This is a genomic window from Fulvivirga sp. (assembly GCF_040220315.1).
GTDB lineage: Bacteria > Bacteroidota > Bacteroidia > Cytophagales > Cyclobacteriaceae > Fulvivirga.
In genome coordinates, this window is sequence record NZ_JAVJUY010000155.1 from 1 (window position 1) to 12,328 (window position 12,328).

Here is a 12,328-nt window from a genome sequence, read left to right on the forward strand (position 1 = left end):
CCTTGTCTGAACGATGCCCCACCCCACATGGTATCTTTATAATGTGCCAATCCTCCTAATATAAAGCTGTATTGGTTGAAGTCAGTTTGTACTAACATGGATGGCTCTAATTTAAGATCAAAATTTACACTATGGATATAACCAAGTGTTAAGTATGCATGATTTTCTAATGCGTTTCTAATTGTATTAGTACCAAAATCAAATTCCGCTTTTAAAAGGTGATTGAAGCTAAAGCCTGCATAGTATTTTTCTGATCGAAAATAAACTCCCATTGCCAGGTCTGGCCTAACCTGTGATTCTTTACCAGATTTATTGCTTAACAATTCATCATTAGGATCTATCGGCCTGTACTGATCAAAGTCTATTGATTGTGAGTAAATACCACTTCTTATTCCAAAGCTTAACTTTGAATTTTTTATACCCAAGTGATACGCATAGGATAATTGAATCTCTAAGTTATTTAAAGGGCCTAAATTATCATTTACGATATGTGCGCCAAAACCACTTCTGAATTTGTATATGGGTGTTGTTAAACTAAGTACTTGAGTTTGTGGGGCGCCACCATCATCAAATGAAGATGCATACCCTGCCCATTGTGTTCTGTGGAGTGCTGTGATTTGTGTAATACCTTCTGACCCGGCAAATGCAGGATTGTAGTACAACATGTTTTTCATGTAGTAAGAAAACTGTGCATCCTGCTGGGCCTTTACTATATTGCTATTAAAAAATAAGACCCCCAGCCATATATAAAAAAATATTTTTCGCATACCTGAAGTCTAAAGCAGTCTTAAATATACATGAAATTTAAGAATAGATTCAAGAAACCAACTCTAAAAGAACAAAAATTACCATCTCCGGTGATCGATATCCCCTAATTTGGGCTATTTAAGTCCGTTGGCTTTCTTTATATACAACTCAATGGCACCTGTCATAGAAGGTGCATTTGGAAGTGGGGCTTCAATATCAAGAATTAATCCTGCATCTTTTACCGCCTTCGCTGTTGTTGGGCCAAAAGCCGCTATTCTCGTTTTATTTTGTTTAAAGTCAGGGAAATTTATTAAAAGTGAATTGATGCCTGAAGGACTAAAGAATGCTAAAATATCATAGTAAACATTCTCAAGATCGCTCAAGTCACTTGCAACTGTTCTGTAAATAATAGCTTCAGAATAATTGTAGCCATTTTGCCCTAGAAATTCCGGAATATCATCTTTTCTAATATCCGAACAAGGGAACAAGTACTTCTCATTCTTATGCTTCTTTAATATCTCGATTAAATCACCTGCCGTTCTGTGTCCAGTGAATATCTTTCTTTTTCTAATAATGATATATTTCTGCAGGTAATTAGCTGTTTGCTCAGAGATACAGAAGTATTTCATGTCCGCAGGCATTTCTATTTTTAATTCTGCGCAAATACTAAAGAAATGATCTACTGCATTTCTACTGGTAAAAATTATAGCAGTGTGATTAAGTATATCTATTTTCTGTTTTCTAAACTCCTTTACAGAAACGGGGTCGACCTGAATAAACTGTCTGAAATCAACTTTCAGGTTGTACTTTTCAGCAAGCTTAAAATAGGGAGAATTTTCATCGTTTGGTTCGGGTTGGGAGACCAGGATACTTTTCACTTCCCGCATCCTCTCTTTCACATTGTCAGTCATAGTGGAAATCAACGAATAACCTTATTGAGTAATTTGATTCTAATAAATTCCTAAATTCAGAATGATCACATAGGGTATCAATTCTGTGCCGCAAAGGTATGAAAATAAATGAAGATTTTTATAGCCTCCGGAATTCATTAATTTGATGTAGATCACAACCACTACTACTAAACTGGCATATAATAATAATGAGTAGACACTTTGATACATGCTATGCGGATATTGATAAATACCAAAATAGGCAATGCCCATACATACATTTAAGGGCATGGTAATTATCAGGCCCAGCCTGAGAAAATTATAGAAATGGTTGCTTAAGAAATCCTTGAGTTGGAAGAGTCCTGTAAATACACTCAAAATAACATATTTTAAAAATATTGACACTAACACAAGTATGGATATGAACAGCCAGTTTCCCAAACCTTCTAACATTGTAGTTGGATAATATCTTAACTGCTCAGGAAATAGGCTTGACAAATGGATTGTTGAAATAATAAGAAGTCCGACAGACAAGCTAATGAACACATAAAAGCTGATATTGATACCAGTAAATACACGATTTTTAAGAAGGTTTTCATCCAGCTCTCTAGGTGAAAATGCTCTCGTCACTTTAAAATACTCATCCAGGGTTCTTGGATACAACGTTAAAAGTGTGGCTAAATAAATTAACACGATAATCCATGCAGTAATATAAACGCTCTTAAATGCCTGTTTTGAACGGGGGTTGATGATTACCACATCGGTTGATAAAGGAGCCAGTGATTGTTCAACAAGCTTTAGTGCAGTGGTTTTTAATAAGTAGGGATTCAATTCTTTAGAAAAAACTGTCAGATTTATTTCTGAACTGTTAACGCCTAAGTCAGCAATATTGAGATAAACATCATTTGCTCCGGTTACTACCAATTCTTGATTAATAAAAACGGAATAATTTTTTGGATGAGAAATGAGTATTAAGGCGTCTTGAATACTGACTTTATCTACATTGAAAGAAATAATATTACCTCTGAAATCGCTTTTCTTAACAAGAGGAAGTACCTCCGAACCATTGTAGAAAATCCATTCTTTGCTAAAATCCTGAACAGCCACAGTATCAACCTGAGCTGTGGATGAGACGCAGAGCATGGAGGCCAGAATAAATAAATAAAGCTTTTTATACATTTGAACTCGAAGGTATCAGAATCTAGCAATATATCCGAAATGAAATTTAGACAATCTGGTATCAAAGTCCTGATCGTTTGATTTACCCAGGCCGTAAGCGAGATTCAACAACCCGCCCTTAAGTTTGAGTGCAATTCCTCCTCCTATACCCAACGGACTGTCATTATATTGCTCGCCTGTCAATTCGTAATCTAGAACTCCTTGATCATAGAAAAGAAACAGATAAGAGTTTGGTTGATAGTAAAGCCTCAACTCAGTTTTATTAATAAAGTATTTTTCTGCGAAGAAAAAGTTCTCATTGAATCCTCTAATTGATTTTAAGCCCCCTAAACGAAACAAGTCATTCCTTAGCAAATCATTGTTGATTAACTGCCCCGCCATTAGGCCATTATAAACTGAAAATACTTTAGAAATTTGTATTTGTGCCTTAATATCTGCCTTTAGTGCATACTGTGTTGATGTACTAAGCGTAATCCTTTCTATTTCCTTGTTACCAATAGCACCTTCACCATAAATGAATAAGCCTGTTTTAGCCGTATTAAAGGTGCTGTTAAAACGATATGCATAGGTCAAACCATAGTAATTTACTTTTAAGTCATTGATGTTCTCAACCTCTGTATTAGTTGTAAGGGTTGTTGAACTATTATTCCTGTAAAATGCTCCTAACTCACTTCGATAGTTGTTGTAACTAATGGTAAGTTGAGTTGATCTATTAAGGAAAATGGAATCTTCTTTAAACAGATAAAAGTTGCCCTTGAAATCGAAATTAGATCTAAAGACGTTAGGGTGCCGGTATTGGAGATCGAGTAACTGCGTTCTTGGCCTCAGACTTTGCCACTCCAGGTTCAGGGATTTTCCTGAATTAAACAGATTGCTAAGCCCAAGGTACACCTGCCCAGTAACCAGTAGTTTGCCATCTTCTTGTTCGTTGGGCAGAAAACCAACAATCCCGTCTATGGAGTTAGCTTGATTATCCGCCAATTCTATTACTACTTCTGCCCGGGAGTTCTTAAATATAACAGTAGGAATACCCATTAGGCTAACATAATTTAATTGCTCTATGGTTGCTGGAATCTTATCCACTAACTTTTGATTATATGCCTGGTCTGATCTGATAGCTAAGTGGCTTGCTAGCCACTTTTGCTTCACTTTAGTTGTACCTAAGATGCTCATGTCATCAAATAGAATCTCCGGGCCTGAATCGTAATTTAAGGTAGCATAGAAAGTTTCATCTATGATGGATAAGGAATCTAATTTAATAGACGCAAAGGGTCGCCCATTATTTTCAGACTCCTTAATAATGCTGTTCAAGAGCTTGGATAACTGATCTGGATTAAAGGGTTCATTGGAATAAAGTTTAGTTCGATACCCGATTTTACTCAACATATATTCCGGAACATTGCCAGGGCTAAGAGTAGCCCATTGATATTTTTCGCCTACTACCCAGTGAATAGCATAAATAGAGTCTTTATTAAAAATTTTAAAGGCAGCCTCTAAATACCCTTTACCATATAGTTCATTCAGTACATCTTGTGACAATCTGGCCAACCCCGATGAGTCTTGCCTAATTTTGAGAAAATCCTTTCCATAATTTGCTAGAATCAAACTATCGGATTTAACGAACGTTCTTACTACCTGCCCATAAACTGGTAAGCTGAAATAAGATAATAGGAAAAAGATGATTACTGTAAAACGCCTCAAGAAATCCGCTAACTTTAAGTGCGATTAAAGATAAAAAATTGGCTGGTATATACGTTCATATTCCTTTTTGTAAACAAGCTTGCCACTACTGCGATTTTCATTTCAGTACAAATCAAAGCCAGCAAACGCAGATGGTAAATTCAATTCTTAAGGAAATTGTATTACAAAAGAAATACTTAACCGAGCCAATTGAAACCATTTATTTTGGAGGAGGAACCCCATCTATGTTAAATGATAAGGAACTACAATCTATTCTTGAAGTTATCCATTCCTCTTTCGATACCACCCATTGTAAAGAAATAACCTTGGAGGCAAACCCGGATGACTTATCTAGTGAACAGTTGACACTGCTAGCGAATGCCGGGGTTAATCGGCTTAGCATTGGGATGCAATCATTTGATGATGATGTGCTTAAGTTTTTAAATCGAGCGCATACCAGTAAAGAATCAATTAAAGTTCTTGAAGAAATTAATGCGAGCAAATTTAGCAATGTAAGTGTTGATCTTATTTATGGCATACCCGATAGAAATCATGATCAATGGCGAAATGATATTAAAAGACTATTGTCTTATGCTCCGCAACACATATCTGCATATTGTTTAACCATTGAGCCAAACACTGCATTTGGAAATTGGGCGAAGAAAGGGAAACTGAAACCTGTAAGTGAAGATTTTGCTGCTGAGCAATTTGAAATACTCGTTTCTGAACTAACCAAATCTGGTTATGAGCATTATGAAATTTCAAATTTTTGCTTACCAGGATTTGAATCACTACATAATTCATCTTACTGGAGACAAAAACCTTATCTTGGAGTTGGACCAAGTGCGCATTCATATAATCTGGTTTCCAGGCAGCGTAATATTTCTAATAATCTAAAATATATAAAAGCCATTGAAGAAGGAGTGCTGCCGGCTTTTATTGAAAGACTATCCGATATTGATAAAGCCAATGATTACTTATTAACATCATTACGAACTAAGTGGGGTGTAGACCTTGACAGGTTTAATTTAACTGAGCGGTTAGATTTTAATTATATTGAACACTTAGTATCAACAAATAGGCTAATTAGAAAGGATAATAAAATATATCTGACGCAGGAGGGGAAACTTGTTGCTGACCAGATTACTGAAGATTTATTTATTATTAATAATGACGATGATTATTAATTTGAAATACAAGGACCTATCGTATCGGGCTGATTTATCTGAACCCATTGACATTTCTATTCCGATTAATGATGGTGCAAGAAATCCGTCATGTTATTGGGCGGCTGACGTGCGATTTGAAGTAATTAAATCTGGTGATTTTATTGGTGATGTAAAGCAAGGTGGAAGTGTTAATCATAAGCAAATAACCTTAATACCCCATGGTAATGGTACACATACCGAAACGTATGGGCATATTTCGCGTAATGAGAATGCTACAATACACCACCTGCACAAATCTCATCATTGCATTGCTGAATTAATAACGCTTGAGCCTGAAGCGTTGACAAATGGTGATGAAGCACTTACTTTGGATGCCTTTAACAAGAAAAGGCAGCATTTGACTGAAGCAGTCATTATTAGAACATTGCCTAATAGCAAGAACAAATTAATAAGAAAGTACTCCGGCACTAACCCCCCTTACTTAGAAGCTGGAATAACCAAAAAGTTAAACGATGAAGGAGTAAAGCATTTATTGGTTGATTTACCTTCAGTAGACAAAGAGATTGATGGCGGTAAGCTTGAAGCACATAAATCTTTTTGGGGCATGAATGAAACAAAAAGAGAAGCTTGCACCATCACAGAATTAATTTACGTTGATAACAATATCAATGATGGATTATACCTATTGAATTTACAAACGCTTAATATTGTACTGGATGCTACTCCTAGCAGACCAGTAATTTATAAACTTGAATTATGTTAGTATTTATCATAATAATTCATTTTTTTGTATTTCTTAAACTATGACCAGCGAAGAAAAAAAGGCTTACCTGCTCTTAAAATCTGTAATTTTCCATTATCATGGATTAGATGATGATGAACGCCAAAATTTGGAAGAAACCGCTGATGAGCTTAACGGTCATAAAGAGTTAAAATGGGCCAATGAGTTCATAGCCAAAGATTACTTTAATTCTTTCGACCGAGCCAGAGAATACCTGAATGACGTAGTTGGTGATTATTCGAAAGAAAAACGTGTAATGTACATTGATATGGTGTGGCAAGCCAACAACTTAAAAGGTTATGTAACCGAACTTGAGGCTACGGCCATGCTAAAGCTTGCCAAAGACTGGAATGTTGAAGCCGAACTAATTGAACTAGTAAAACAACAATCTCAATCGAGTTAAAGACTCATTCTGTCTTTGAACTTAGCTGCTTGCCTTCTACTTACTTCTACCTTATCGCCCCCTTTTAGTTTTACCATTAAACCACCATTAAACCAGGGTTCTATACTTTCTACCCAGCTTAGGTTGATGATATGTTTTCTACTCGCCCTAAAAAAGTGTTTAGGATCCAGCTTTTCATCTAATGCATTTAAAGATTTATGAATCATGGGCCGGTTATTGTCAAAATATACTTTTATGTAATTCCCATCTGATTCAAAAACCCTGACATTAGAAAGGCTCACAAACCAACATCTGTCGCCATCCTTCACAAACACCTGATCATCGATACCCAACTTACCACTTTGTGCTTTTGCTTTTTCTGCCTCTTCAACCTTTTTAAGCTTCTTTAGACTTTCTGCCAGTCTTTCAGGCTGAATAGGCTTTAATACATAATCGAGTGCATTAACTTCAAATGCTTTTAGGGCATATTCATCATAAGCAGTAGTAAAAATTACCTGAGGAACGTCATCTAACATTTCAAGCAATTCAAAACCTGTTTTTCCAGGCATCTGTATATCCAAAAAAAGTAAGTCGGGGTTTTCGTTGTTAATCAGTTCCAACGCCTCATCGGCATTAGCCGCTTCGCCTATGATTTTAATATCTGCATGATCAGATAGCAATGAGTGAAGTTCCTTTCTGGCTAAACGCTCATCATCAATTATTAATGCTCTCATAAGTATTAGGTATTATAAGTTCTGTTAAAACAATATTCTTTGATTCATTATTAATTTTCACGCTAGCCTTGTCACCATACAATAGCTCTAACCTGTGACGTGTGTTTTTCAATCCCAGACCAGGCTTATTTCGTGATACACCATTAAGTTTATAAGTGCCACTGTTTCTAATCTGAACAACAAATTCATGATCTGTTACAAAGGTTTTTAAGTGAACGAAACCCCCTTCTTTGAGTTTTGAAATACCATGCTTTACCCCGTTTTCTACTAGCGTTTGAAGCATTAGAGGTGGTACTTGAAACATGTTTGAATCAGGATGTATATCAAAAGTGGTTTTAAGCCTTTCCTCAAAGCGTATGGTTTCCAAGCCCAGGTAATCTTTTACTATTTTTAATTCCTCATTAAAGGAAGTGAGCTTCTTTTTATCTGTTACTAATGAATTTCGAAGGATATTTGAAAGCTGTGTAATGGAGTTTTTCGATTTTTTTGGGTTTTCATCTACTAATGCTCGAATGCTATTTAGGGCATTAAAAATAAAGTGGGGGTTTAATTGAGATTTGAGATTGTTTAGCTCTATCTCATTCATAGCTGCCTCGTGCTTTAATGATGTATTATAACGCTCAAAATAATGGTAAATAAAGTAAAGCACAGACCACAGAAAGAAGATTAGTGCATAAACTGCTGACAAGCCCAAGAAATTAACGAATCTCCAAGCCACATTAGGATTGTACATATTTAGTGGCATGGCAATGGCCATTCTAAGAATATAAACTAGGACTGCTAATATTAAAACAGCGAGTATTACCCTTGGTATTAGCTTAGACATATTGTAGTCCAGCCATTTACGCCTGATGATAAAAGACCTGAATAAATGAGTTGTAACTAAAAACAACCCCGCCTCTAAAAACCAGAACATAATCTGGGAAAGTGAAAGCCTCACATCTCCTAAAAGTAAAAAGCCCAAAATCTGTACTATGGCAAACATGAGCCAGCCACCTATCTGTAAAGACCAATATAGTTTGAGCTTATTCAAGAGTTAAATCCGAAAATGATACTTAAAATTACCAATTCTGGATTTCAAAGAATATAAAATGTTACCAATGGAAGTATTTATGGCTTAAGGGGCATTAAACATCTGTTCTGGCTAGAAACAGTAATAAAAATGCGGCAAGGAAAATTAACCCCCATGAAAGAATGGTCAACAACTTTTTGTATTGAGGGAAAGCGTTATTTTTAATTAACCCCATCACTAAAAACGCCAGACCAGCTGAACAATAAAGGCTAAACTCCCAATAATCGGGTAATGTAAGCTGATATAAAGAAAAAGCTAACATCAATGTTGCTACGATGTATTGAGTGTTAAACGGCTTCATTCTTAATCTTCAGTTTTTTAGGCACAAACCTTCTAATAATTAATCGTGTGCCTTTATCATAGGTAAAGTAATTCCACACCCAATTACTAAATACAATAATTTTATTTCTAAATCCAATGATTGAAATTAGGTGAACGAACATCCAAAGCAACCAGGCAATTAGGCCACCTAAACGAATATTACCAGGTAAATCTGCCACTGCCTTATTTCTTCCAATAGTAGCCATCGATCCTTTGTCGTTGTATTCAAAGGGTTTGGGTTCCTTTCCTTGAAGTAATCTTTTAAAGTTTTCTGCAAGCAACCTGCCTTGCTGTATTGCCACCTGGGCAAGCATGGGATGTCCACTGGGATACTCATCTGTGGTCATAGTAGCAATGTCACCTATGGCATAAATATTCTCTGTCCCTATAAGCTTATTTGTTCGATCAACCTTCAATCGACTTTTGTATATTGACTCTTCCGGCAAACCTGCAGGGTAATTACCTTGCACTCCTGCTGCCCAAATAAGTGTATGCGTTTCAATTGTCTCACCATTGTCAAGATGAGCTTTATGCCCATCATATGTTGTTACCAATGTATTTAACTTCACATGAACATCGAATTTCTTTAAATATTTAATTGCCCTGTTCGATGCACTTTCAGACATTCCATTTAACAGCCTGGATGTGCCTTCTAAAAGTGTGATGTTCATGTTTTTAAAATCCAGCTCAGGATAGTCTTTTGGCAAAATGCTTTTCTTCAACTCACCCAAAGCACCGGCTACTTCAACCCCTGTTGGCCCACCCCCCACAATGGCGATGTTCATTCGCGATGTCTTTTCCTTTTCATCATCGCTGATGGTGGCCGATTCAAAGTTTTGTAGAATATGGCTTCGTAAATCCAGAGCCTGCGGTATCTGCTTTAATGGAAATGCATGATCCATAATGGACTCATTCCCAAAATAATTGGTTTTGGAACCGGTAGCAATAACAAGGTAATCATAACTCAGTTCACCTATTTCAGTTTGAATCGAATTCGTAGATGAATCGACTGAATATACTTCAGCCATTCTGAAAAAGAAATTCTTGACCGGCTCCAGCTGTTTTCTGAGAGGGTCAGCTATAGAATCGGGTTCGAGGCCTGCTGTTGCTACCTGATAAAGCAGCGGCTGAAACGTGTGATAATTATTACGATCGAAAAGAACAATTTGAACTGGGAGGTTTTTAAGTTTTTTAACAAGTTTAATACCGGCAAAACCTCCGCCAATTATTACTATTCTAGGGTTATCGCTCTTTGGAATTCTAACCATAATGCCAGTGTATTTTTGCTGGTGCGAAGTTAAGTCTCAGTGCATAGTTAACACCAACAATTGGTATTTAATTTAAGAGGGGAACTCTTTTAATTAAATATTGATTATACCTATACAATCGCAAATTCATAGTTGATGAGTTTTAAGGTTTTGGTTTGATTGAAAAAGCCGCTGTTTGCGGCTTTTTCTTTCGAACCATTTCTTTTTTTGGCCTATTTCAACGACTCAAAAAACTTCATGGCCGCCTGCCCCAGATTGGCAGATATAATTTGTTTGTACTCCGCACTTTGTAAAAAACCTGAACTCATGAACTCATCTAATAAAGGCGACCAGTCATTAGATTTAGGCATTATTATCCCAAACTGTTCTGTCTTATCATCGCCCCCTGGGTGCCGCTTAATTGGCTTCCTATTTTGTATTGCTTCGAAGTAATATGTAAAATCAACATTGGCAAATTTCTTACTATCCTTCGCAATAATTTGCATGGTCTGAGCAAAGCTGGGCACGTATTCAATTTTTAATGAAGGGAAGTACTGCTTCTTAATCTCTAAAATGCGGTCTTCATTGGTGGTGTTTTTAACAGTAACAGCAGACATGCCTTTAAACCTTTCGGCTATATTAGGCAGGTCTACCAACGTAGGAACATTATTGTTTGACAAAATCATTCCGATGTTTGTGATGTAAGGAGGGCTAAAATTGTAAGTGGGTTTACGCGCCTCGGTAATGGTGGTATTGCTCAACCCAAAAACCCCTCCTTCAGCGTTTTTTACACTTGCTAAAAACTTAGTAAAGTCGTTTGCATCTTTTGTTACGAACTTAATAGTAACAGTAATGCCATGTTTTTCCTCTACATATCTTTTGAAGTAGTCCATAATATCTATGCAAACACCTGTGATTTCACCATCCTTATTTAAGGAAGCAAAGCCCGGTGCTTCTGAATAGGTAAATACCCAGTTGGCTGTATTACTGGCTTTTGCCGAAGTAAAAGAATCCCCAGATAACTGTGCTATAGAGATATTAAAGCACCAAAAAAGAATGGAAATTGAAGAGAAAAAAACAACTCTGTTCATCACTTAAAAAATTAACCCGACTCTGAAATCTAAATTAATTTTTGAAAAGTGAAAGACGCCTAAAGGATGAACGGTCTATTTTTTTGCCAATTCGGGCGCCAAATACTTAGCTGTGTAACTTTTTTTATTTTTAATTATCTCCTCTGGTGAGCCGCTGCAAACTATCTCTCCACCACCTGATCCGCCTTCAGGGCCCAGGTCAATGATATAATCTGCTACTTTGATTACATCTAAGTTATGTTCAATAATCAGAACAGTATTTCCTTTATCAACTAACTGATAAAGCACATCAAGCAAATGTTGAATGTCCTGAAAGTGCAAGCCTGTTGTAGGTTCATCCAAAATATACATGGTTTTGCCTGTATCTTTTTTAGAGAGTTCTGTTGCCAATTTCACACGTTGCGCCTCACCTCCAGACAGTGTGGTTGCATGCTGTCCTAACGAGATATATCCGAGGCCAACATCATGCAGTGTTTTAATCTTGCGAAGTATCTTTGGCTGATTTTCAAAAAACTCCACTGCTTCTTCTACCGTCATTTCCAACACATCAGAAATAGACTTGCCTTTGAAGCGTACTTCCAATGTTTCTCTATTATATCGCTTGGCTTTGCAGGTTTCGCAAGGTACATGAACGTCTGGCAAGAAATCCATTTCAATGAGTCGCAATCCGGCACCTTCACAAGTTTCGCATCTTCCGCCCTTTACATTAAAAGAAAATCTACCCGGTTTATAGCCCCTTATCTTTGCCTCGGGTAATTCAGAGAATAGAGCTCTGATGTCTGTAAAAACTCCGGTATACGTTGCCGGATTGGAACGTGGTGTCCTTCCTATAGGCGATTGATCTACTTCAATTACCTTATCTAGTTCCTTCAGTCCGTCAATTTTTTTATAGCCCAGAGGTTCTTGCCTTGATCTATAAAAGTGCTGGTTTAAAATAGGAAAGAGCGTATCATGAATAAGTGTAGATTTACCGCTACCGCTAACACCTGTTACAAGAGTTAAAGTGCCTAATGGAATATTGAGATCAACTTTTTG

The 12,328-nt window shown here is 36.7% G+C and carries 13 protein-coding genes; 3 read left to right on the forward strand and 10 right to left on the reverse strand.

What is annotated here, in order from left to right; all coding sequences use genetic code 11:
• The 4 genes from RLO81_RS07520 to RLO81_RS07535 all read right to left on the reverse strand — a co-directional run.
• Positions 1–767 (reverse strand): PorP/SprF family type IX secretion system membrane protein (locus tag RLO81_RS07520; RefSeq protein WP_350109502.1); only part of this gene is annotated, 767 nt, incomplete at its 3' end.
• A 114-nt stretch (positions 768–881) separates the two neighbouring features.
• Entirely contained in the window at positions 882–1,658 is a 777-nt protein-coding gene (locus tag RLO81_RS07525) for a uroporphyrinogen-III synthase (protein WP_350109505.1), read from the reverse strand.
• Between the two features lie 39 nt (positions 1,659–1,697).
• On the reverse strand, positions 1,698–2,816 hold the full coding sequence (locus tag RLO81_RS07530; protein ID WP_350109508.1) for a DUF4271 domain-containing protein: 1,119 nt from the start codon (positions 2,814–2,816) through the stop codon (positions 1,698–1,700).
• A gap of 15 nt (positions 2,817–2,831) precedes the next feature.
• The gene (locus tag RLO81_RS07535) at positions 2,832–4,421 is read right to left on the reverse strand and encodes a ShlB/FhaC/HecB family hemolysin secretion/activation protein (RefSeq protein WP_350109511.1); all 1,590 of its coding nucleotides are present in this window, start codon (positions 4,419–4,421) and stop codon (positions 2,832–2,834) included.
• A gap of 134 nt (positions 4,422–4,555) precedes the next feature.
• Between RLO81_RS07535 and hemW the strand changes: the two genes are divergently transcribed.
• Genes hemW through RLO81_RS07550 form a run of 3 tightly spaced genes read left to right on the forward strand, consistent with a single transcriptional unit; the run spans position 4,556 to position 6,849 of the window.
• Entirely contained in the window at positions 4,556–5,683 is a 1,128-nt protein-coding gene (hemW, locus tag RLO81_RS07540; RefSeq protein ID WP_350109514.1) for a radical SAM family heme chaperone HemW, read from the forward strand.
• 1 nt (position 5,684) lies between these two features.
• The gene (locus RLO81_RS07545; protein WP_350109517.1) at positions 5,685–6,428 is read left to right on the forward strand and encodes a cyclase family protein; all 744 of its coding nucleotides are present in this window, start codon (positions 5,685–5,687) and stop codon (positions 6,426–6,428) included.
• Between the two features lie 40 nt (positions 6,429–6,468).
• A complete protein-coding gene (locus RLO81_RS07550) occupies positions 6,469–6,849 on the forward strand; it encodes a hypothetical protein (protein WP_350109520.1) in 381 nt (126 codons plus the stop codon).
• Here the strand turns inward: RLO81_RS07550 and RLO81_RS07555 are convergent.
• From RLO81_RS07555 to RLO81_RS07580, 6 genes are all read right to left on the reverse strand, one after another.
• On the reverse strand, positions 6,846–7,562 hold the full coding sequence (locus tag RLO81_RS07555; protein WP_350109523.1) for a LytR/AlgR family response regulator transcription factor: 717 nt from the start codon (positions 7,560–7,562) through the stop codon (positions 6,846–6,848). The two genes, RLO81_RS07550 and RLO81_RS07555, sit on opposite strands and share 4 nt — an antisense overlap.
• Positions 7,543–8,595 carry a sensor histidine kinase gene (locus RLO81_RS07560; protein ID WP_350109526.1) on the reverse strand — a complete coding sequence of 351 codons (1,053 nt, stop codon included), beginning with the start codon at positions 8,593–8,595 and terminating at the stop codon, positions 7,543–7,545. Before RLO81_RS07560 ends, RLO81_RS07555 begins: the two co-directional genes overlap by 20 nt.
• 94 nt (positions 8,596–8,689) lie before the next feature.
• Positions 8,690–8,935 carry a hypothetical protein gene (locus RLO81_RS07565; RefSeq protein ID WP_350109529.1) on the reverse strand — a complete coding sequence of 82 codons (246 nt, stop codon included), beginning with the start codon at positions 8,933–8,935 and terminating at the stop codon, positions 8,690–8,692.
• Positions 8,922–10,223, reverse strand: a complete 1,302-nt coding sequence (locus RLO81_RS07570; RefSeq protein WP_350109532.1) for an NAD(P)/FAD-dependent oxidoreductase — start codon at positions 10,221–10,223, stop codon at positions 8,922–8,924. Before RLO81_RS07570 ends, RLO81_RS07565 begins: the two co-directional genes overlap by 14 nt.
• 212 nt (positions 10,224–10,435) lie before the next feature.
• On the reverse strand, positions 10,436–11,293 hold the full coding sequence (locus RLO81_RS07575) for a substrate-binding periplasmic protein (protein WP_350109535.1): 858 nt from the start codon (positions 11,291–11,293) through the stop codon (positions 10,436–10,438).
• Between the two features lie 75 nt (positions 11,294–11,368).
• Positions 11,369–12,328: ATP-binding cassette domain-containing protein (locus RLO81_RS07580; RefSeq protein ID WP_502880440.1), on the reverse strand; the 960-nt coding region annotated here is incomplete at its 5' end.

Coding starts and splice junctions, on each gene's coding strand:
- RLO81_RS07525 (WP_350109505.1), bottom strand. CDS start 1,658: ATGACTGACAATGTGAAAGAGAGGATGCGGGAAGTGAAAAGTATCCTG.
- RLO81_RS07530 (WP_350109508.1), bottom strand. CDS start 2,816: ATGTATAAAAAGCTTTATTTATTTATTCTGGCCTCCATGCTCTGCGTC.
- RLO81_RS07550 (WP_350109520.1), top strand. CDS start 6,469: ATGACCAGCGAAGAAAAAAAGGCTTACCTGCTCTTAAAATCTGTAATT.
- RLO81_RS07555 (WP_350109523.1), bottom strand. CDS start 7,562: ATGAGAGCATTAATAATTGATGATGAGCGTTTAGCCAGAAAGGAACTT.
- RLO81_RS07565 (WP_350109529.1), bottom strand. CDS start 8,935: ATGAAGCCGTTTAACACTCAATACATCGTAGCAACATTGATGTTAGCT.
- RLO81_RS07570 (WP_350109532.1), bottom strand. CDS start 10,223: ATGGTTAGAATTCCAAAGAGCGATAACCCTAGAATAGTAATAATTGGC.
- RLO81_RS07575 (WP_350109535.1), bottom strand. CDS start 11,293: ATGAACAGAGTTGTTTTTTTCTCTTCAATTTCCATTCTTTTTTGGTGC.